This window comes from Arthrobacter sp. BL-252-APC-1A, from assembly GCF_009696625.1.
Lineage (GTDB): Bacteria > Actinomycetota > Actinomycetes > Actinomycetales > Micrococcaceae > Arthrobacter_B.
In genome coordinates, this window is the sequence record NZ_VULS01000002.1 from 132,426 (window position 1) to 154,160 (window position 21,735).

17 protein-coding genes are annotated in these 21,735 nt (G+C 65.1%); 14 read left to right on the top strand and 3 right to left on the bottom strand.

What is annotated here, in order from left to right; all coding sequences use genetic code 11:
• Nucleotides 1-10: 10 nt before the first annotated feature.
• Nucleotides 11-1,366, top strand: coding sequence for a 4-aminobutyrate--2-oxoglutarate transaminase (gene gabT / locus FYJ28_RS03355; RefSeq protein ID WP_154578308.1), 1,356 nt, complete (start codon nt 11-13; stop codon nt 1,364-1,366).
• An 80-nt stretch (nt 1,367-1,446) separates the two neighbouring features.
• Here the strand turns inward: gabT and FYJ28_RS03360 are convergent, their stop codons facing one another.
• Nucleotides 1,447-2,103, bottom strand: coding sequence for a TetR/AcrR family transcriptional regulator (locus tag FYJ28_RS03360; protein WP_154578309.1), 657 nt, complete (start codon nt 2,101-2,103; stop codon nt 1,447-1,449).
• A 170-nt stretch (nt 2,104-2,273) separates the two neighbouring features.
• Between FYJ28_RS03360 and FYJ28_RS03365 the strand changes: the two genes are divergently transcribed.
• The 4 genes from FYJ28_RS03365 (at nt 2,274) to FYJ28_RS03380 (ending at nt 8,274) form a co-directional block, all read left to right on the top strand.
• Nucleotides 2,274-3,638 (top strand): flavin monoamine oxidase family protein, encoded by a 1,365-nt coding sequence (locus FYJ28_RS03365; RefSeq protein WP_055239239.1) that lies wholly within the window; start codon nt 2,274-2,276, stop codon nt 3,636-3,638.
• Between the two features lie 6 nt (nt 3,639-3,644).
• Nucleotides 3,645-4,532 (top strand): universal stress protein, encoded by an 888-nt coding sequence (locus tag FYJ28_RS03370; protein WP_326831487.1) that lies wholly within the window; start codon nt 3,645-3,647, stop codon nt 4,530-4,532.
• Nucleotides 4,529-6,085: an APC family permease gene (locus FYJ28_RS03375; RefSeq protein WP_326831488.1), complete on the top strand. Its 1,557-nt coding sequence runs from the start codon at nt 4,529-4,531 to the stop codon at nt 6,083-6,085. The genes FYJ28_RS03370 and FYJ28_RS03375 overlap by 4 nt, the downstream gene beginning before the upstream one ends.
• Nucleotides 6,086-6,852: 767 nt before the next feature.
• Nucleotides 6,853-8,274 carry a CAP domain-containing protein gene (locus tag FYJ28_RS03380; RefSeq protein ID WP_154578311.1) on the top strand — a complete coding sequence of 474 codons (1,422 nt, stop codon included), beginning with the start codon at nt 6,853-6,855 and terminating at the stop codon, nt 8,272-8,274.
• A gap of 84 nt (nt 8,275-8,358) precedes the next feature.
• On the opposite strand, the gene rarD is transcribed toward FYJ28_RS03380, so the two are convergent.
• Complete coding sequence (gene rarD, locus FYJ28_RS03385) at nt 8,359-9,375, bottom strand: EamA family transporter RarD (protein WP_154578312.1); 1,017 nt, start codon at nt 9,373-9,375, stop codon at nt 8,359-8,361.
• Between the two features lie 138 nt (nt 9,376-9,513).
• Between rarD and FYJ28_RS03390 the strand changes: the two genes are divergently transcribed.
• Both FYJ28_RS03390 and FYJ28_RS03395 read left to right on the top strand, forming a co-directional pair.
• Nucleotides 9,514-10,941: an FAD-dependent oxidoreductase gene (locus FYJ28_RS03390; protein WP_055239244.1), complete on the top strand. Its 1,428-nt coding sequence runs from the start codon at nt 9,514-9,516 to the stop codon at nt 10,939-10,941.
• Nucleotides 10,942-11,201: 260 nt separating this feature from the next.
• Nucleotides 11,202-12,494, top strand: coding sequence for a GAF domain-containing protein (locus FYJ28_RS03395; protein ID WP_154578313.1), 1,293 nt, complete (start codon nt 11,202-11,204; stop codon nt 12,492-12,494).
• Here FYJ28_RS03395 and FYJ28_RS03400 read toward each other — a convergent pair.
• Nucleotides 12,491-14,155: a DHA2 family efflux MFS transporter permease subunit gene (locus FYJ28_RS03400; RefSeq protein ID WP_154578314.1), complete on the bottom strand. Its 1,665-nt coding sequence runs from the start codon at nt 14,153-14,155 to the stop codon at nt 12,491-12,493. The genes FYJ28_RS03395 and FYJ28_RS03400 overlap by 4 nt on opposite strands.
• Before the next feature lie 191 nt (nt 14,156-14,346).
• Here FYJ28_RS03400 and exaC point away from each other — a divergent pair, with 191 nt between their 5' ends.
• The 7 genes from exaC to FYJ28_RS03435 all read left to right on the top strand — a co-directional run bounded on the left by exaC (nt 14,347) and on the right by FYJ28_RS03435 (nt 21,695).
• Nucleotides 14,347-15,870, top strand: a complete 1,524-nt coding sequence (gene exaC, locus FYJ28_RS03405; RefSeq protein WP_055239247.1) for an acetaldehyde dehydrogenase ExaC — start codon at nt 14,347-14,349, stop codon at nt 15,868-15,870.
• Between the two features lie 58 nt (nt 15,871-15,928).
• Entirely contained in the window at nt 15,929-16,948 is a 1,020-nt protein-coding gene (adhP, locus tag FYJ28_RS03410) for an alcohol dehydrogenase AdhP (protein ID WP_154578315.1), read from the top strand.
• Nucleotides 16,948-17,358 (top strand): DUF779 domain-containing protein, encoded by a 411-nt coding sequence (locus FYJ28_RS03415; protein ID WP_154578316.1) that lies wholly within the window; start codon nt 16,948-16,950, stop codon nt 17,356-17,358. The genes adhP and FYJ28_RS03415 overlap by 1 nt, the downstream gene beginning before the upstream one ends.
• Before the next feature lie 98 nt (nt 17,359-17,456).
• Nucleotides 17,457-17,864, top strand: a complete 408-nt coding sequence (locus FYJ28_RS03420; protein WP_195840586.1) for a hypothetical protein — start codon at nt 17,457-17,459, stop codon at nt 17,862-17,864.
• 139 nt (nt 17,865-18,003) lie between these two features.
• Nucleotides 18,004-18,615, top strand: a complete 612-nt coding sequence (locus FYJ28_RS03425) for a TetR family transcriptional regulator (RefSeq protein ID WP_055239251.1) — start codon at nt 18,004-18,006, stop codon at nt 18,613-18,615.
• Nucleotides 18,616-18,651: 36 nt separating this feature from the next.
• Nucleotides 18,652-21,273: an MMPL family transporter gene (locus FYJ28_RS03430; protein WP_154578318.1), complete on the top strand. Its 2,622-nt coding sequence runs from the start codon at nt 18,652-18,654 to the stop codon at nt 21,271-21,273.
• 122 nt (nt 21,274-21,395) lie between these two features.
• The gene (locus FYJ28_RS03435; protein WP_055239253.1) at nt 21,396-21,695 is read left to right on the top strand and encodes a DUF4193 domain-containing protein; all 300 of its coding nucleotides are present in this window, start codon (nt 21,396-21,398) and stop codon (nt 21,693-21,695) included.
• Nucleotides 21,696-21,735: the final 40 nt, after the last annotated feature.

Consider the following 21,735-nt stretch of genomic DNA (forward strand, 5'->3'; position numbering starts at 1 on the left):
GCATGAACCAATGAGCACATCAGCCACCGCCCCGGCTTTCCGGCTGGAACAGAAGCGGAACATCACCGGGACCTTCCCCGGACCCAAGTCCGCTGCCCTCAGCGAGCGCCGTGCCGCCGTCGTGGCCAAGGGTGTTGCCTCCAGCGTCCCGGTGTATGTCCAGGATGCCGACGGCGGCATCATCCAGGATGTGGATGGTAACTCCTTCATCGACCTGGGGTCAGGCATTGCTGTCACCAGCGTCGGCGCGTCCGATCCCGCCGTGGTTGCAGCCGCGCAGGAACAGGTTTCCCGCTTCACGCACACCTGCTTTATGGTCACCCCGTACGAGGGCTATGTTGCCGTCGCAGAGAAGCTCGCCGAACTTACTCCCGGCACGCACGAAAAGCGCACGGTGCTCTTCAACTCCGGCGCCGAGGCCGTTGAAAACGCCGTCAAGATCGCCCGCTCGGCTACCGGCCGCCAGGCCGTCGTCGCGTTCGACCACGCCTACCATGGCCGCACCAACCTCACCATGGGCCTGACCGCCAAGGCCGCACCGTACAAGACCGGTTTCGGGCCGTTCGCGTCCGAGATCTACCGGATGCCCATGAGCTACCCGTACCGCGAGGAAAACCCGGAAATCACCGGCACCGAGGCAGCCGAGCGTGCCATCCTGGCCATCGAAAAGCAGATCGGCACGGATCAGCTCGCAGCCATCCTGATCGAGCCGATCCAGGGTGAAGGCGGCTTCATTGTCCCCGCTGAAGGCTTCCTGCCCCGCCTGGCCGAATGGGCCAAGGCCAACGGAATCGTATTCATCGCTGATGAAGTCCAGTCCGGTTTCTGCCGCACCGGCGAGTGGTTCGCCGTGGACCATGAAGGTGTTGTTCCGGACATTATGACCATGGCAAAGGGCATTGCCGGCGGCATGCCGCTCTCCGCTGTGACCGGCCGCGCCGACCTGCTGGATGCAGTGCACCCCGGCGGCCTGGGCGGAACCTACGGCGGCAACCCCGTGGCCTGTGCCTCGGCACTGGCAGCGATCGAAACGATGGAAACCCAGGATCTCGCCGGGCGCGCCCGCCGCATCGAGGAAATCACCGTTCCCAGGATGCGCAGGCTTGCAGACGAGACAGGGGTTATCGGCGATGTCCGCGGACGCGGCGCAATGCTTGCCCTCGAGCTGGTCAAGCCCGGTACCAAGACTCCCGACGCCGCTGCCGCCAAGGCGGTCGCCGCCGCCTGCCTGGCCGAGGGCGTCATCATCCTCACCTGCGGTACCTACGGCAACGTGATCCGCCTGCTGCCTCCGCTGGTGATCGGCGAGGAGGTGCTCTCCGACGGCCTCGACGTGCTGGAAGCAGCCATCCGCGCCCAGGCATAACTCCTATTGGCCAAAGGGCGGTATCCGGTCACCCGGATGCCGCCCTTTGGTGTTTCCCGGTCCCGGTTTTCCCGCGAAGCCTACGCGCCGGAGAACCCCGCGAAGCCGCGGATCATCGCATCAAGTCCGATCTCGAAGGCCTGCTCGGCCGCCTTGCCGCTTTCCCTGCCGGGGGCGGCGGCCACAGCCGCGGTGAACAGCGGGCTGGCCCCGGCAAGTGAACCGGTGTCGAAAATGTCCTCCGGGGCAACGGCGTCGAAGGCCGATCCGAAGATAAACGACTCAAGGGCCACAATCGCCGGAATGATCTGTGCCTGCTTCCAGCCTGCCCGCAGGAAGCCCTCCGTGACCGCTTCGTACATGGCTAGGGTGCGCGGAGCGCCGGAGACCTGCAGGACGGCAATCACGGCAATGAGCGGGGTGTGCCGGGCAAAGACTGCCCGGTAGGACCGGGCCCAGGTCCGCACGGCGTCGTTCCAGGGCAGTTCGGCGAAGCAGGCCACATCCACCTCCGCCATGAGGTCGTCCTGGATCCAGCGCAGCACTTCCGCTTTGGAGGAGGCGTGGTTGTAGAGGGCCGACGGCGCCACCTGCAGCCTGGCTGCCAGCGAGGACATGGTGAAGCCCTCATAGCCCCCTGCGGTGATGACTTCCAGGGCAGCTGCGGCGATATTCTCCCTTGTCAGGACGCGCTTGGACGGACGGCCCGCGCTGCGCCGCGTGCGTGCTGCCGGCATCCATTCCTCCAGGTGTCTGCGGCACTTCCGGTGCCGGAAATTAATATTCGCACAGACTCTCCCTCCACAGCCGGGCGTCGGTTAGAGTGTCGGTACAAAATGAACGCTATTCATTTATGTGGCGTGGCATTTGAGCGGCCGGAGGTCGGCCGCTGGAGAGAGGAACAAAAGTGCAAACCCTGGAACGGAACGTTGTCATCATCGGCGCAGGCCCCTCCGGCCTCACTGCGGCACGCAAACTCAAGGCCGCAGGCCTGAGCGTGGCAGTGCTTGAGGCGCGGGACCGGGTAGGCGGCCGCACCTGGTCGGACACCATCGACGGTGCCTTCCTCGAAATCGGCGGACAGTGGATCTCCCCTGACCAGGAAGCGCTCAGCGAACTGGTCGAGGAGCTGGGACTGGAGACTTTCCCGCGGTACCGCGAGGGCGAATCCGTGTACATCGGCTCGGACCACCGCGCCGTCCGCTACTCGGGAGACATGTTCCCCGTAGCCGAGTCAACAGCCCGGGAAATGGAACGGCTCATCACCCTGCTTGACGAGCTCACCGCGAAGACCGATCCGGCAACTCCGTGGACACACCCCGACGCCCGGGCACTGGATACCATCTCTTTCTCCGCCTGGCTGCGTGAACAGTCCTCCGACGAAGAAGCCTGCAACAACATCGGCCTGTTCGTCGCCGGCGGGATGCTCACCAAGCCCGCGCATTCCTTCTCCGCACTGCAGGCGCTGCTGATGGCTTCCTCTGCCGGATCGTTCTCCAACCTGGTGGATGAGAACTTCATTCTGGACCGCCGCGTGGCCGGAGGCATGCAGCAGGTCTCCGAGCGGATGGCCGCGGAGCTGGGAGAAGACGTCATTCTCGGCGCGCCGGTGCGCACCCTGCGCTGGAACGAGGACGGCCACTCCGTAACGGCAGAGGCCGACGGCGTCACCGTCCACGCCCGCTACGCCATCATGGCAGTCCCGCCGAACCTCTACTCCCGCGTCTCCTACGACCCGCCGCTTCCTCGCCGGCAGCATCAGATGCACCAGCATGTCTCTCTGGGCCTGGTCATCAAGGTCCATGCCGTGTACGAGAAGCCGTTCTGGCGCGAGTCCGGTCTTTCCGGCACCTGCTTCGGCGCCCACGAACTGGTGCAGGAGGTCTACGACAACACGAACCACGGGGATTCCCGCGGCACCCTGGTGGGCTTTGTCTCCGATGAAAAGGCCGACGCCATGTTCGAGCTGACCGCTGAGGAACGCCGCCAGGCAATCCTCGAATCGATCGCCCGCTACCTCGGCGACGAAGCACTCACCCCCGAGGTTTACTACGAATCCGACTGGGGCTCGGAGGAATGGACCCGCGGCGCCTACGCTGCCAGCTATGACCTGGGCGGCCTGCACCGCTACGGTCCGGACCAGCTGACCCCGGTTGGCCCCATCTACTGGTCCTGTTCCGATCTTGCAGCCGAGGGCTACCAGCACGTCGACGGCGCCGTCCGCATGGGCGCGAAGACCGCCGAACGCATCATCTCCCGGTTCCAGGGCTGATCAGCCGTGCGTTACGTAGTCGGCTACACGGCCACCGAACGGGGCAGGGACGCGCTGTTCCTGGCCTGTGCAATCGCCCGGAGCCAGGGAGCATCCCTGGACCTGGTGATCGTTGACCCCGAAGAGTCTCCCTACACGGCTGTCTACCCGCCGGAGCGGACCTACGCGTCCCTCCTGGCCAAGCAGCTCAGGGACTGGCTGGATGAAGCCCTGGCCCTGGTGCCCGAAGACATCGAGGCAAGGGGGCACATCCGCACTGCCGACTCGGACGCGCGTGGACTGATCGAAGCGGCCGAAGAGTTCGGCGCCGGCCTCATTGTGGTCGGCGCAGGAAGCAACGGGCTGTTCAAGCGCTTCACGGTGGGCAGCGTTGCCAACGCGCTGCTGCATGCTGCCGGCGTCCCGGTGGCCCTTGCTCCCCGCGGCTACAGCAGGATGGAACCGCTCACGCGGATCACCTGTGCGGTGGGGGAGCGGCGGGGTGCGGAAGACGTCCTGGAGGTTGCCTGTGATTCAGCTGCCCGCCGGGGCCTGCCGCTGCGCCTGCTCTCCCTGCTGGCGCTGGACTCCTCCGGCGGTGCGGCCCTGGACGAAGCACGGCTGCACGTTGCGGACCGGGTCCGGCGGGCTGAGGAACTTACCAAGGGAAAGAGCAGCATTACCGGTGTTGTCGCCCACGGGCGCACCATCGAAAACGCCGTCGACGACCTTGAATTCGACGACGGCGAGGTCCTGATCATCGGCTCTAGCCGATTGGCCCGCAGCAACCAGCTTTTCCTCGGCACCACCGCGTCCAAAGTCCTCCGCAGCCTCCCGGTGCCAATGGTCGTGGTCCCGCGTAACTATTCCCGCGCCGCACACGGCCAGGCACCCCAGTCAGGAGATACCCAGTGAAGACACGCACCCGGGCACAGGGCGGAGGCGCCGCAAGCGGGCTGAGCAGCAAAGGGCTGAAGGGAGGGCAGGTCGGGCTGATCGGCGCCGTCGTCATTGGCATTTCCTGCATTGCGCCCGCCTACACCCTCACATCCGGACTCGGGCCGACCATTTCAGAGGTCGGGGTGCAGCTTCCGGCGATCTTCCTGGTCGGGTTTATTCCCATGATCCTGGTGGCGCTTGGCTACCGGGAGCTGAACACCGCCATGCCGGACTCAGGCACGTCCTTCACCTGGGCAACGCGGGCCTTCGGTCCATGGGTGGGCTGGATGGGCGGCTGGGGGCTGATTGCGGCGACCATCATTGTCCTCTCCAACCTGGCAGCTGTAGCGGTCGATTTCTTCTACCTGATGCTCGCCCAGGTCACAGGCAACGATTCCCTCGCCGACCTGACTTTGAACCTGCCCCTGAATATCGCAACAACCCTGGTCTTCGTGGCCATAGCCTGCTGGATCTCCTACCGCGGCGTGGAGACCACCAAGACAGTGCAGTACGTACTGGTGGCCTTCCAGCTGGTGGTCCTCACCTGGTTCTCGGTGGCGGCCTTCGCCCACGTTGCCGGCGGAACGGCATTCGACGCCACGCAGATCAGCTGGGACTGGTTCAATCCGTTCGCGGTTGAGTCCTTCTCCGCATTTGCGGCCGGCGTATCCCTCTCAATCTTCGTCTACTGGGGCTGGGACGTAACCCTGACCATGAACGAGGAAACCAGGGATCCGGACCGGACACCGGGCCGGGCTGCCACCGCCACCGTGTTCGTCATCGTGCTCATTTACATGATGATCGCTCTGGCCGTCATCTCCTTTGCCGGAGTAGGCGACGGGGAGCTCGGTGCCGGCAACCCGGACAACCAGGAGAGCATCTTCGCGGTACTGGCGACGCCGGTCATGGGCCCCTTTGCCATCCTCATGTCCCTGTCCATCCTCTCCAGTTCGGCGGCCTCACTTCAGTCGACGTTCGTGTCTCCTGCCCGCACACTGCTGGCAATGGGCCACTACCGCGCCCTGCCCCGGCGCTTCGGGCGGATCAGCCCGGCGCACAAGTCCCCGGGCTATGCCACGGTGGCTGCTGCAGTGGCGGCAGCGGGGTTCTACGTCATTACCCGGCTGCTTTCTGAAAACGCGCTGTGGGACACCATTACAGCGCTGGGCCTGATGATCTGCTTCTACTACGGCATCACGGCCCTGGCCTGCGTCTGGTACTTCCGGCGGGAGGCATTCGCCAGCGCACGGTCCTTCCTGCTGAAGTTCCTGGCGCCCGCCCTGGGCGGCGTCATCCTCTTCATCATGTTCATCAAGACCGCTTTCGATTCGATGGACCCGGACTACGGGTCCGGCTCCTCCGTGGGCGGCGTCGGCCTGGTGTTCGTCCTGGGAATGGGCGTGATTGTGCTGGGCGCTGTGCTGATGCTCATCATGTACCGCGCTAACCCGGGCTTCTTCCGCGGTGAGACGCTGCGCACCGGAGATTCGGTTTCCGCTGCCCAGCCCGAATCGGCTCCTTTGGTATAGCCCGGTTTCTGTCCGGGACCGTGTGGCCGGGCGTGGGCCCTTCCCGGCTTGCCCGGGCTCGGCGCGGTTCGGTCTGGCTCGGTCTGGCATGGGCCGACCCGGACCACCCGGCTGGCCCGGGCTCGGGCGGTCTGCCCTGAAGTGGTCCGGCTTGCTGTTGTGGCCCGTCCTCCGGCGGAGGGCGATCGCAGCTGTTTCCGCGGGAACGCCCCGGGATCGCTCCGGTTTGTGGCTTTCGCTCCGCTTTGTTCGGTGGGAAGCGCTACAAACCGGAGCGAACCGGCCAGGGCCAGGATTGGGCGGCGGATATCCTCCGGCCTGGGACTTCCCCGCCGCAGGGGGACAATCCTGCCGTGGCGCCGCGGAGGATTGTCCCGAGACGGCAGGGAAGTCCCAAAGCGCGGGAAAGTGCGGGGTTGGCAGTGTCCCGGACTGGTATCAATGTCCCAAAGCGCCGGACACCCGGTCTAACCAACTGCCCAAACGGCAGGGAAGTCCCGAAAGGCCGGATATCCGGTCTGGGCAGCAGCCCCGACTCCACGGAAGTCCTGGGGTGCCTGGAAGAGCCATAAGACCCGACGTCGCGGCATTTCGGGACGCCTGTTGTCGGTGTGAATAGAGGGGTCGTTGTGAAGAATGAGGCGTTGGGCTAGATTGAGTGTCAAGCACCGCACGCATGCGGCGTGTCGCGCCCGTTTGGGGGCGGGCGCTCAAGGAAGGCCTCCACGGGGGTACCCCCCAAGGGTCTCGAGGCACTAAGGATTGAAATGCGACTGAGGAAACTCGCGGGCGTTTTTGCTGCGCTCGCGCTGGCTCTGGGGGCGACGGCGGTGGCCATGCCTTCAGCGTCTGCTACATCGCTGGACGGCTCGGCGGCGGCCCGCCTCCACACCCTTATCAACGATTACCGGCAAGCCCACGCGCTCAAGCCCCTGGCCTGGAACCAGGGAATTGCCAACGTGGCGCAGCAGTGGACACTGGACTCCGCCAAGACTGCCAGCGTGTCCGGAGCAGGAACGTTCCTGCACAACCCGTCCTTCGCAGCACAGTATCCGGCAGGGGCGAAGCATGCCTCAGAGAACATCGCCTGGAACATGAGCGTGGACCAGGCATTCCAGTGGTGGGTGAACTCGGGCCCGCATAAGGCAAACATGCTGCGGGCGGCAGACACCGAACTCGGCATCGGTGTTGTGCAGCTTACTGAAGGTCCGAACAGGGGTGTGTACCTGGCAACGGTCAACTTCGGCCAGTACGAAACCCCTCCGCCCGCACCGGTCCCGCCGGCTCCTGAACCTGAGCCCGCTCCGGAGCCGGACCCGACACCGGTCCCTGCACCCGAGCCGGACCCGACGCCGACACCGGCACCCGAGCCTGCTCCTGCACCGGAACCGGTCCCGACGCCTGCACCGGCCCCGGAACCGGTCCCGACGCCTGCACCGGCCCCCGCACCGGCCCCTGAGCCCGCTCCTGCACCGGCCCCCGAACCCGAGCCTGCACCGGCCCCCGAACCGGAACCGACACCCGAAGCAGAGCCGGCCCCTGCACCTGTACAGGTGGCAGGCACGGCGCCTGATGCGGACAACGTGCCTGCCGCGGAAACCGGGCCGCTGCCTGAGTCCGAGCCTGCTGTGGATGAAAACACGGCACCGGAAGAGCCCGCCGTTCTTCAGGAAGACCCAGCAGAAGAACCAGCGCCGGCCGCTTCACGGGCTGAACTCCTGACCAGCGATCCCGCCGTCCTGACCCCGGAAGCCCGGGGCACGTTTGAGGCGAAGGCAAGCGGAAGCCTTCTGGTGGTTGCAGGTCTGACGCCGGGCACCCAGTACCAGGTGTTCCTGCATTCGACGCCGGTCAAGGTCGGCACACTGACCGTTGACGCTGCCGGGGTACTCCCGCTGAGCATCCCGGCCGATCTCGAAGCCGGAGACCACAGGGTTGCCCTCTACAACATGGACGGAACCCTGGCGGGCTGGCAGTCCTTCACGCTCCAGCCGGCAGTGACCGTGCTGGGCGCCCCGGCGCAGAGCGCCGGAACCGCTCCCGCCGTGCTGGCGGAAACCGGTGTGACTCCGGCGCAGATGCTCGTCGGCGGTGCAGGCGTGCTGATGGCTCTGGCCGGCGGCGCAGTGCTTCTGGCACTTCGCATCCAGGGCCGGCGACCTGAAACCGCGACCGTAGCCGCAAGCTAGGCTGCCAGCGGCATAACGAACAAAACCGGACGGTGAAGGGTTTCCCTTCGCCGTCCGGCGTTTAAGCAGCAGGTTCCAGCGCCGCTAGGCAGCTGCCGCGCGGCGGATCCGTGCGCGCCGCGGGGAACCCAGCATGTCGATGCTCAGCATCAGCAGTGCCAGCCAGACCAAACCGAATCCAGCCCACCGCTCAGCAGGCATGGCCTCCTTGAAGACCAGCAGCGCTAGCGTGAACTGCAGGATGGGCGCCAGGTACTGCAGCAGTCCCACGGTGCTCAGCGGCAGCCGCCGTGCTGCGGCACCGAAAAACACCAGCGGAACCGCGGTGGCGATGCCGGAGGCCGCGAGCAGCCAGAAGTGGGCCGGCCCCTCGGTCAGGAGGGTCCCGGAGCCCGTGACGGCAAGGACCACCAGGACTGCGGCGGCGACTGGCGTGAGGACGGCGGTTTCAATCGTGAGGCTGGAAACGGCGTCCACCTTGCCGCCCACGTTCTTTTTCACCAGCCCGTACAGGCCAAAGCTGAAAGCCAGCGCCAGCGCGACCCACGGCACAGTTCCGTAGCCGAACGCCAGAACCAGCACAGCTATGAAGCCGACGGCGATCGCGGCCCACTGAAGCGGCCGAAGGCGTTCCTTGAGCACCAGGACGCCCAGGAGTACGGAGATGAGCGGGTTAATGAAGTAACCCAGGGCGGCTTCTACGGCGTGTCCGCTGAGGACGGCCCACGCGAACACCAGCCAGTTGACGGCGATCAAAAACGCAGCCAGGGTCAGGGTGCCTACTACGGCCAGGTTCCGAGCAGCCGCGAACACCAGCCGCCAGGAGCGCATGACCGTGAGCAGTGCAGCACAGAAGACCAGGGAGAAGAGGACCCGCGCTGCCACTATCTCCACAGGGCCGGCCGGTTCCAGCAACAGGAAATAGAGGGGGAGGACCCCCCAGATTCCGTAGGCGCCGATGCCGAAGAGCAGCCCCGAAGTACTGGGCTTGTCATCGGGCGGAGTCCCGCCCGCCGGCCTGGACGAAACGTAGGAGGTTCCGCCGGGTGACTGCGTGGCGGACGCGGCCGGCATTCCGGCAGGAGATTGCTCATTGGGCATGTGGGGTGCAACCGGCTACGCCGTGGGCGTATTCCCGTATGTCGGGGGCACGACGTTTAGACGCGATGGTGAGTGCCAATTAGAATAGAAAAGTGTGCGCCATTTGCGTGCCACGACTCCCAAGTAGAAGGACTCTAAGTGTCTAACTCAGCTCCGGACAGCTCGCAGCGTCCCATGCGAGTCGCAATTATCGGTGCTGGTCCGGCAGGCGTTTACGCCGCAGACATCCTGACCAAAGCGGACCGCGACTTCGAAGTCAGCATTGATCTCTTTGATCAGTACCCGGCACCCTACGGCCTCATTCGTTACGGCGTGGCCCCGGACCATCCGCGTATCAAAGGAATCGTCAACGCCCTGGAAAAGGTGCTGGACCGCGGTGACATCCGTTTCCTGGGGAACGTGAATTACGGCCGCGACCTTACCCTGAAGGACTTCCGGCACTTCTACGACGCGATCATCTTCGCGACCGGTGCCCTGAAGGACGCTCCGCTGAACGTCCCCGGTGTCGATCTTGAAGGCTCCTTCGGCGGCGCGGACTTCGTCTCCTGGTACGACGGCAACCCGGACGTGCCGCGCGACTGGCCGCTGGATGCCAGGGAAATCGCCGTCATCGGCAACGGCAACGTGGCCCTTGACGTTGCCCGAATTCTCTCCAAGCACGCCGATGACCTGCTGACCACCGAGATTCCGTCCAACGTGTACGAGGGGCTCAAGAAGTCCCCGGTCACCGACGTGCACATTTTTGGGCGGCGCGGCCCGGCCCAGGTGAAGTTCACTCCGCTGGAACTGCGGGAGCTCTCGCACTCACGCGACGTGGACATTGTGCTTTACCCCGAAGATTTCGAATTCGACGAAGCTTCGGATGAGCAGATCCGGACCAACAACCAGACCAAGACCATGGTCAACACCCTGACGAACTGGCTGGTCGAGGAACAGGACACCGGCGCGTCCCGCCGGCTGCACCTGCACTTCCTTCATTCCCCGGTTGAGATCCACGACGATCCCTCCACCCCCGGCAAGGTTGCGGGAATCAAAATGGAGCGCACGGAACTCGACGGAACCGGCAATGCGCGCGGCACCGGCGAGATCATCGATTATCCGGTCCAGGCCGTTTACCGTGCCGTCGGCTACTTCGGCTCCGAGCTTCCGGAAGTTGGCTACGATTCCCGCCGCGGTGTCATTCCCAACGAAGGCGGCCGCGTCGTCGACACCAGCGGCACGCCGGTCCCGGGCATCTACACCACCGGCTGGATCAAGCGCGGTCCGGTTGGCCTGATCGGCCACACCAAGGGCGACGCCCTTGAGACCATCGGCTACCTGCTCGAAGACCGCCGGTCCCTGCCCGCAGCCGAAGAGCCCCAGCCGGAGGCGATCATCGCGCTGCTGGAAGAACGCGGCGTCGAGTACACCACGTGGGAGGGATGGAAGCGCCTGGACGCTTACGAGAAGTCCCTGGGCGCCAAGTACGTGCACGGTGACCCCGGGATCGGCGACCTGGTCCGCGAGCGGGTCAAGGTTGTTGACCGGGAGGAAATGACCCGGATCTCCCGTGAGGGCTCCGAGTAGGCTGCTCTTTCCAAACTGTTGACCGAAGCCGGGTGCCGCTGTGCGGTGCCCGGCTTCGGCCGTTAATCCCCGGCCTTGCCGGCAGCCGGGTTTCCTGGCCCGCGGCGCTCTGGAACTGTGCCGTGGCGCATGTCACTATGGACGGGCAGCCACCCGCTGCCCGGAATCCTGCCTCCAACATGGCAGGACCGGATCGGACGGTCTCCTTATCAACGCGGATAGGCAGGACGGTGCAGAAGTCTTCCAGTGCCTTGCAGGGGATGGCTTTTCGGAGCCCTGAGACCCTGCAGCGTGATGCCTGGCGGGCACACGAGAGCCTTGGGTCCCAGAGCCAAATCCTGGATATGCTGCGTCCCGGCGTCCGGGAATCCTGGCAGCGTTCCCTCCGGCACCATCCCGATCCCGATGCCGCCCGCTCTGCGCTCGTGCTCGAAGGCCCCGATCTGAACGCGTACCGGGATTCCCACCCCTTGGCTTCGATCATGCCGGTGATCCAGCGGCTGCTGGTCGAACCGGGACGGGACAGCGGACTGCTCGTCGCCGTCGGAGACCAGCTGGGACGCCTGCTCTGGGTCGACGGGGACCCCGAACTGCTGCGCCGCGCTGAGAGCATGATGTTCATGCCCGGCGCGGACTGGTCCGAACACGCTGTGGGTACCAGCGCTCCGGGCACCGCGCTGGCCACCGGACGGAGCGTGCAGATTGTCGGGGCCGAGCACTTCAGCCCGCAGGTGCACCCCTGGTCCTGCACAGCGGTTCCGGTCCAGGATCCGGAAACGGGGTCCGTGCTGGGGGTCGTGGACATTACCGGCAAGGAAGAAGCAGTGGCTGTCCATACACTCGCCCTGGTCGAGGCAGCTGTGGCCGCTGCCACCGCCCAGCTGCGGGTGGAACGGCTGCAGCTGGGCGGCGCAGGGCGGCGCCGCTCGACGGAGCGGGCATCGCGGTCCAGCCTCTACCAGGACAGCCTGCAGGTTCTCGGTACAGACACCGCGGACCTCTGCGTGGATGGCGTCCGCCTGCAGCTGAGCCAGCGGCATTCGGAGCTGATGACCCTCCTTGCCCTGCATCCCCGCGGCCTTACCGCTGAGGAGCTGGCTGTGCTCGCTTACCCGACCGAAGCCTCCGTGGGCAGTGTCCGCGCGGAGATGCTCCGGCTGCGCAAGCTGCTCTCCAAGTCTTCCTCAGCGCGGATTGTCCCGGACTCCCGCCCGTACCGGCTGCCGGTGGACCTGGTCCAGGACGCGGGGCAGGTCCGCGCCTGCCTGGGCCGCGGTGCGCACCGGCTGGCGCTGAATATCTACAAGGGGCCGGTTCTGCCGCACTCTGAGGCTCCGGGCATCGTGGAACTGCGGCAGAGCCTCAGCGCCGAACTGCGCGAAGCAGTCCTCGGCGAGGCTGGAATCGAGACTGTCCTTCAGTACCTGAAGCTGGAGGAAGCAGCGCACGACGCCGAGGCGTGGCGGCTGGCGCTGCAGCTGCTCCCGCCGCGTTCCCCGCGGCGGGCCGGCATAGTCGCGGGCCTGCAGCGGATGGAGCGGGAGCTCGCCTAGCCGCGTGTTTCGTTGTCCGGTTCCGGAGCCCGCACTCCGGCAGGCTCGCCGGCCTGCGGGCCGATAACCGGCTTGATCCGCAGGCTGGTCAGGAACCCAATGAGCAGTGCGCCGGCGGCGATCCAGCCCGCGAGCGAGGCGCCGCTGGTCATAGCGTCACGGGCGGCGTCGGCAATAAACGCGGTCTGGGGATCTGCTGCCAGTGCCGCGATGCTGCCGCCGGAGGTGGCGTTTACCGAATCCACCGCCCCGGCCAGCTGCGGTGCGCCGGCAACAGCATCCGCCACCTGGTTCTCAGTGCCTGTGCGAAGCGTGGTGAAGAATGCCGTTCCCAGCACGGCGATGCCCAGCGCTGAACCGGTCTGCCGGGCGGTGCTCTGGGTAGCTGAACCCTGGCCGCTCTTGGCCAGCGGAACCTCGGCCAGGATGACCGACGTCAGCTGGGCAGTGGCCAGGCCAACGCCCATGCCGTAGAAGAGCAGGATCGGGGAAGTGAGCCAGGCTGAGCTGTCCGGTCGGATCAGCAGGGCCAGGGCGGCGATGCTTAGGATTTCCAGACCCAGGCCCATCCGGACGACCACCACCGGACTGTACTTCCTGGCCAGGGCGGCAACACCTCCGGAGGCCAGGAAGGAGCCCAGTGCCAGGGGAAGCAGTGCCAGGCCGGCTTCGAAGGCGGTGTAGCCCAGCACGTTCTGGAACCACAGGGGCAGTGAAAGGATCAGCCCGAACTCGCCGAAGCTAACAATAAGCGCGGTCACGTTGCCGTTGGCGAAGGACGGGATACGGAACAGGGAGAGGTCCAGGATTACGCCCTTCCCTGCTTCCGTGCGCGAACGCTCCAGCAGCACAAAACCCACCAGGGCCACGGCCGCCAGCAGGAAGGCCAGCGGGACGGGGGAGAGCGTCCCTGCCTGGAACGGCGCGTCCTCGGTGGCGTTCCACCAGCCGTAACTGCGGCCTTCGATCAGGCCGAAGACGAGCGCCCCGAAGCCCAGAATGGACAGTGCGGCTCCGCCAAGGTCCAGGCACTGTGCAGCCCCGGTGACGGCTTCGGATGATTCGGCCACGAACAGCAGCAGCCCCGCAACTACCAGCACACCCACCGGGATGTTGATGCCGAAGGCCCAGCGCCAGCTGGCGTTCTCGGTCAGCCAGCCGCCCAGCAGCGGGCCGATGGCTGCCATGCCGCCGATTGTGGAACCCCAGACCGCGAAGGCAATGCCCCGTTCCCGGCCCTGGAAGTTGGCGTTCAGCAGGGCGAGGGTGGTGGGCAGGATCATTGAGCCGCCCAGGCCCTGCAATGCACGGCCCAGGATCAGGATGCCTCCGGACTCGGCGACGGCGCAAAGCACCGAGGCCGCCACAAAGAGCACGACGCCGGTCAGCATGATCCGCCGCCGGCCCACCCGGTCCGCAATCCGGCCCCAGGTCAGCAGCAGCGCAGCGAACAGCAGCGTGTAGATCTCCTGCACCCATTGGATCTCGGTGCTGGAAATCCCCAGGTCCGCAACGATCGAGGGGACGGACACCGACACGATGGTGGCGTCCATGATGATCATTGCCACGCCGAGGCTGATGGCCAGCAGGCCCCACCAGCGGTAGCGGATGTACCGGCCCGGCTGCGGTTCTGCGCCGCTGCCCGTGAGTTCGGAAGTCATTAGCGTTCCTTATATCTCGATTACTAAGAAATTGCCTTAGGTAACCATAAACCCGCCTGCAGCGGGCCGCTAGCCGGTGTGCAGCGTCCCTGCTACGCAGATGCTACGTCTGCCTGCGTACTGTTCACCACACCGACGGACACGACACCGAGGTCGTGTACCAACGCTCGAAATTGAGGAGCAAACAAGTCATGACCGTTTACGCGCAGCCCGGCCAGGGTGAGGCACTTGTTTCATTCAAGCCCCGCTATGAGAACTGGATCGGCGGGGAGTGGGTCCCCCCGGTCAAGGGCGGCTATTTTGAGAACGTGTCACCGGTTACGGGCAAGGTCTTCTGCGAGGTGGCCCGCGGCACCTCCGAGGACATTGACCTGGCCCTGGATGCAGCGCACAAGGCAGCGCCGTCGTGGGGCAAGACCTCCGTCGCGGAGCGCGCCAACATCCTGAACCGCATCGCCGACCGCATCGAAGAGAACCTGGAGATGCTCGCCGTTGCCGAGACCTGGGACAACGGCAAGCCGGTTCGTGAAACCCTGGCTGCGGACATGCCGCTGGCCGTGGACCACTTCCGCTACTTCGCCGGCGCTGTCCGCGCCCAGGAAGGCACGCTCTCCCAGATCGATGACAACACCACCGCGTACCACTTCCATGAGCCGCTGGGGGTGGTGGGCCAGATCATCCCGTGGAACTTCCCCATTCTGATGGCGGTCTGGAAGCTTGCCCCTGCACTCGCGGCCGGCAACGCCATAGTCCTGAAACCAGCCGAACAGACCCCTGCCTCGATCCTGGTGCTGGCTGAACTGATTGCAGACCTGCTGCCGGCCGGCGTGCTGAATATCGTCAACGGTTTCGGTGTGGAAGCGGGCAAGCCGCTGGCATCCTCCAAGCGCATCCGCAAGATCGCCTTTACCGGTGAGACCACCACCGGCCGCCTGATCATGCAGTACGCCAGCCAGAACCTGATTCCGGTGACGCTGGAACTGGGCGGCAAGAGCCCGAACATCTTCTTCGCGGACGTGGCAGCCCAGGACGATGCGTTTTATGACAAGGCCCTGGAGGGCTTTAACATGTTCGCCCTGAACCAGGGTGAGGTCTGCACCTGTCCGTCCCGTGCACTGGTCCAGGACTCCATCTACGACAGCTTCATGTCCGATGCCCTTGCCCGCACCGCCGCCATGGTGCAGGGCAACCCTCTGGACACCAACACCATGGTGGGAGCCCAGGCCTCGAATGACCAGCTGGAAAAGATCCTTTCCTACATGGATATCGCCGGGCAGGAAGGCGCCAAGGTCCTCGCCGGAGGACAGCGCAACATGCTCGACGGCGACCTGGCGGGCGGCTATTACGTGCAGCCCACCGTTTTTGAAGGCACCAACAACATGCGCATCTTCCAGGAGGAGATTTTCGGACCGGTGGTGTCCGTGACGCGGTTCTCCGACTATGGCGAGGCGCTCTCCATTGCCAATGACACCCTCTACGGCCTTGGAGCGGGCGTCTGGTCACGGGACGGCAACACCGCCTACCGCGCAGGCAGGGACATCCAGGCCGGCCGCGTCTGGGTGAACAACTACCACGCCTACCCCGCACACGCGGCGTTCGGCGGCTACAAGTCATCCGGCATCGGACGCGAAAACCACGCCATGATGCTGGACCACTACCAGCAGACCAAGAACCTGCTGGTCAGCTACGCCGAATCCAAGCAGGGGTTCTTCTAAGCCGGTTCCATCTGCCAGTCCCGCTCAGCTTCGCCATCTAAACAGCAAGGAGATCGACATGGAATACATGCATGCCGCCGTCGCAAACACCCTGGGTGAACCTCTCACCGTAGGAGAGGTGGATGTTCCGAGCCCCGGGCCCGGGCAGGTGCTGGTCAAACTCATCTCAACCGGGGTCTGCCACACGGATCTGCATGCAGTCCAGGGGGACTGGCCGGTGAAGCCCAGCCCGCCCTTCATTCCCGGACATGAGGGTGTGGGCCGCGTGGTCTCGGTGGGCGAGGGCGTGACCGCGTTGAAGGAAGGGGACATGGTGGGCAATGCCTGGCTATGGTCCGCCTGCGGCATCTGTGAATACTGCCGCACCGGATGGGAAACATTGTGCGAGCAGCAGCAGAACGGCGGCTACAGCGTCGACGGTTCCTTCGGTGAGTACATGCTGGTGGATGAGAAGTTCGCCGCGCATATCCCCGAGGGAGCGGACCCGGTGGAGGTCGCGCCCGTGCTCTGTGCCGGCGTCACCGTTTACAAGGGACTGAAGATGACGGAGGCGCGTCCGGGGCAATGGGTGGTGATTTCCGGAATCGGCGGGCTGGGGCACATTGCCGTTCAGTACGCCAAGGCGATGGGACTGCGGGTTGCGGCCGTGGACATTGCCGAGGACAAACTGGCCCTGGCACGCGAATTCGGTGCCGAAGTGACGGTCAATGCCCTGGACGAGGACCCGGTTGAAGCCATCCAGGCGCAGACCGGGGGAGCGCACGGCGTGCTGGTCACGGCCGTGCACCCTTCAGCCTTCGGCCAGGCAATCGGAATGGCCCGCCGCGGCGGAACCATTGTCTTCAACGGGCTGCCGCCAGGTGATTTCCCGGCACCGATCTTCGACATCGTGCTCAAGGGACTGACCATCCGGGGTTCGATCGTGGGCACCAGGCAGGACATGGTGGAGGCACTGGACTTCTACGACCGGGGACTCATCCACCCGAAAATCACCACGCGTCCGCTCGAGGACATCAACGACGTCCTCGACGAACTGGCCGCAGGCCGGATCGACGGACGGGTAGTGGTCCAGTACTGATGGACCCGATCGCACCGCCCGTCCTGGCTGCGGCGCCGGCCCTGCCCGGGGAGACAACCTCCCGGGTGGGGCTTACCGCCGCGGCGCGGGACCTGCTCCGGAAACTGAAGCAGCAGCACGGGCCCCTGATGTTCCACCAGTCCGGCGGATGCTGTGACGGGTCATCTCCCATGTGTTACCCGGAGGGAGACTTCATCACCTCGGAAGCCGACGTGCTTTTGGGTGTCTTCGACCTCGACGGTGAGGACATTGGATTCTGGATGTCCGCCGAGCAGTTCGAGTACTGGAAACACACCCATCTGACCGTTGACGTGGTGACCGGCCGGGGGAGCGGATTCTCCGTTGAGGCGCCGGAAGGCAAACGGTTCCTCATCCGCTCGCGGCTGATGGACGGTGCAGGGGAAGCATGAAGTAGTAAGGTTGCTGTTTAATTCCTTTATGGCCTCACGGCCACGGGATTTGTCCGATGCATCATGATGCCTCAGTCGGGGCGGGAATGAGGAACAGCATGGTTAAGAAGATGACTTTTCTGGCAGGGATCGGCGTCGGTTACCTGATCGGTTCCAAAGCCGGCCGGGAGAAGATCAAGTCGCTGTGGAATGATCCGAAGGTTCAGGACACGGTGAACCAGGGTACGGAATGGGCAAAGCAGAAGGCCCCCGTTCTCCAGGACAAAGTGACGGATGCGGCCAAGGATGCCGCCTCGTCAGCAAAGGATGCGGCATCGTCTGCCAAGAGCAGCGTGAGCAGCTCCAACGGCGGTTCCGGCTCAGGTTCCGGCAGCGGGTCCACCGGCGGAGGATCCTCTGCCGGTGCATCAACCGTTGCAGGGTCATCCAATCCGGCCGACCGCTCCCACACCTCGGGCGGGAACTCCAGCATGGATCCGGCCAAGCCGCAGCCTGACGGACGCTAGATCGCAGCCGGAACCTGCGCCGGGTTCCACAGCACCAGTAATGCCCGCTCCGGTCTGCCGGGGCGGGCATTAGTGTGTCTGAGGCCCCTCGGGTGCTACAAATTTGCCTCTCGTGCAAATTTGCACTTAGTGTAGCGATGTGACTGAGCAGCAGGTATCCCGCAGGGAGCAGAACAAAACGGCAACCCGCCGGGCGATCGCCGATGCCACGCTGCAGCTGGTCCGCAGCAAAGGTGCCGGGCAGTTCACCATTGACGACATTGCCGAGGCCGCCGGGATCTCCCGCCGGACCTTCTTCAATTACTTCCCCAGCACGACGGCAGCACTCAACGTCGCCATGGAGGACTTCCTGGACGGGGTGCTGGGCCACTTCCAGGCACGTCCGCAGAACGAGAACATCGTTGACTCGATGCTTCATGCCCTCTCCCAGCCAGCCGATCCGGCGAACCTTGCAGTGATGGCCGAGTTGCACGGCCTGGCTGAAGAGCGCCCGGAGATGGCACGGGTCCACCTAGAAGCCTGGGACCACGCCGAACACCGGATCGTGGACTCCCTGCGGACCCGCCTGGGGCAGGAAGCGGACCCGTTCTACACCGGCACCCTCGTCGCTGCAGTATTGGCCTGCGGGCGCAGTGCGTTTGCGCAATGGCAGCACCGTACGCACGGTGAGATCACACCGCAGACCCTCACGCTGCTCGAAGAACTCTTCAGCGAAGCCATCGGTTTCCTCCGCGACGGCTTCAGCCGCTAGATCACTCAACCCGACCCGCTCAAAGAAAGACACCCCATGGCATCCCTGCTTTACCGGCTCGGTAAGTTCAGCTTCCGTCACCGCTGGTGGTTCCTCAGCTCCTGGCTGGTGCTGCTGCTAGGTATTGGCGGCGCGTTCGCTGCCTTCAGTGCGCCGACGTCGAACAACTTCACGATTCCCGGGTCGGAAAGCCAGCGGGTGCTCGACGAGATGCGCGAGCGCGTCCCAGACGTCTCGGGCGGATCCGGGCGCATCGTCTTCGAAACGGAATCCGGCGAGGCCTTCACCGAGGCCGAACGCCAGGCGGTCATCGACACGGTGGCGGAACTCAACGGCCTGGACTTCCTGAAATCGGTCAGCGATCCCTTTGAGATGCAGGCACAGCTGGACGGCAGCGGTGAGCAGCTGGCTGCCGGCCAGGCAGAGCTCGACGCCGCCCGGGCCCAGCTGGAAGCGGGCAAGCCGCAGCTGGATGCCGCCGCGGCACAGCTGGCAGCGGGGCGGGAGCAGCTCTCCCTCGCCGAGCTGCAGGCCGGCCAGCTTGAAGCTGCCGGCCAAACCCAGCAGGCAGAAGCAATGCGGGCGCAGCTTCAAGCGCAGGAACAGCAGCTGCAGGCCGGTGAAGCACAGCTGGCCGAGCAGCAGGAAGCCTACGACGACGGCCTCGCCCAGCTGGCAGCAGGGGAGCAGGAGCTTAAGGACGCCGAGCGGAAGGCCGAAGCCAGCAGCGGACTGCGTTTCGTCTCCGAGGACGGCGTCACCGCCTTCTCCGAAGTCCAGTTCCAGGAACAGGCCTACTCCGTAACCCCGGAACAGCGCCAGGAAGTCCAGGACACCGCCAACCAAATCACTGATTCCGGCGTCAAGGTTTTCTACAGCAAGGAAATCGTCGAGGACGTTTCCTCCCTCTTCGGCCCCTCGGAAGCGATCGGCGTTGCCGTTGCCGCCGTCGTGCTGATCCTGATGCTCGGCACCCTGGTGGCTGCCGGCCTGCCGCTGCTGATGGCACTCGTTGGCGTGATTGCAGGGGTCGGCACCACGATGGCCCTCACCGGCGTCGTGGAGATGACGTCCATTTCCCCGATGCTGGCGCTGATGCTGGGCCTGGCCGTGGGCATCGACTACTCCCTGTTCATCATCAACCGGCACCGAACACAGCTGCTCCACGGCATGGAGCTGGAAGAGTCCGCCGGTGTCGCTACCGGCACCAGCGGCAACGCCGTGCTGTTCGCCGGGTTGACCGTGGTGATCGCCCTGGCTGCGCTCGCAGTCCCGGGACTGCCGTTCCTGAGCGTTATGGGCCTGGCAGCGGCCGGTACGGTGGCCATGGCCATCCTGGTGGCCCTCACCCTGACGCCGGCCTTCCTGGGCTTCATCGGCAACCGCATCCTGTCGAAGAAGGCCTGGGCAAAGGCGGGAATCACCCCTCCCGCGGCGCATGCTGCGCTGTCCCCCCAGGACCGGGCAGCGGCCGTCGAACACAGGGAAAACGGAAACCCGCGGCGCTGGGGACGCCTGGTCACCAACCACCCCGTCATCACCGTGATCCTCAGCGTCCTGCTGCTGGGCACCATGGCCATCCCCGCCGGTTCGCTGCGGGTCGGACTGCCCGACGGCGGCTCCGAACCCGAGGATTCGACGGCCTACCAGGCCTACCAGCTGCTGGGCGAGAGCTTCGGCGAAGGCATCAACGGACCCGTGATCGTTGTGGGCTACCTGCCCGACGGGGTCTCCGAGTCTGAAGCATCGGACATGACGTACCAGGTAGCCGACTCGCTGCGCGGACTGGACAACGTCACCACGGTGGTCCCGGCATCCACCAGCGAAGACGGAACCATGGTTGTTTTCCAGGTCATTCCGGAAGGCGGCCCGGCCGCCGAAGGCACCGAAGACCTGGTCCACACCATCCGCGATGATGCCGCCCAGATCAAGGCGGACACCGGCGTCGAGGTAGCCATCACCGGGCAGACCGGCATCAACATCGATGTCTCGGACAAACTGATGGATGCAATGCCCATCTACCTGCTAATCGTCGTTGGCCTGTCCCTGGTCCTGCTCCTGCTGGTCTTCCGGTCCGTCCTGGTACCGCTGATCGCCACCGGCGGCTTCCTGCTCTCGCTCGCCGCCAGCTTCGGTGCCGTCGTCGCGATCTACCAGTGGGGCTGGCTGGGCAGCATCTTCGACGTGCACAATCCCGGCGCGGTCCTGAGCTTCCTGCCGATCATCCTGATCGGCGTGCTCTTCGGGCTGGCCATGGACTACCAGATGTTCCTGGTCTCCGGAATGCGGGAAGCCTACGTCCACGGTGAAGACCCAAGGCAGGCTGTCCGTTCCGGTTTCGACCATGCCTCACGGGTGGTCACAGCCGCAGCGATCATCATGGTCTCCGTGTTTGCCGGGTTCATCTTCGCCCACCTGACAATGGTTCGGCCGATTGGCTTTGCCCTGGCGATCGGTGTGCTGCTGGACGCCTTTGTCATCCGGATGACGCTGATTCCGGCCGTGCTCCATCTGCTGGGCAAGTCGGCCTGGTGGATTCCAAAGTGGCTGGACCGGATTCTGCCGGATGTTGATGTTGAGGGTGCCAAGCTGCTGAACCGGACAACCGCTGCAGACCGGGACGACGCAGAGCCGGAGCTCGCTTCGGCAGGACGGTAGCGGAAATGTGTCACACTTGTTGCGCTTTAGACCGGCACACCCTTCAGTAGCAGTTACCATCGGGGTGCACCGCTCCATCCACCACACCTTTCCCCACCAAGCATTGGAGAGTGAGCCTGAATATGGCAACTGATTACGACGCACCGCGCAAGGCCGAAGAGGACGCCGGAACCGCCTCAATCGAAGAACTTCAGGCCCGGCGGAGCGACAAGCAGTCAGCTGTGGTGGACGTAGATGAATCCGAAGCCGCGGAAGCCTTTGAGCTTCCCGGTGCCGACCTTTCCAGCGAAGAACTGCTGGTCCGGGTAGTGCCGGCCCAGGAGGACGAGTTCACCTGCGGTTCCTGTTTCCTGGTCCGCCACCGGTCACAGTTCGCTGTCGAGAAGAACGGCACCAAGTACTGCAAAGACTGCGAGGGGTAAGTCCCCGGGTGCCCGGCCGAAACCGGGCGTACAACAGCCG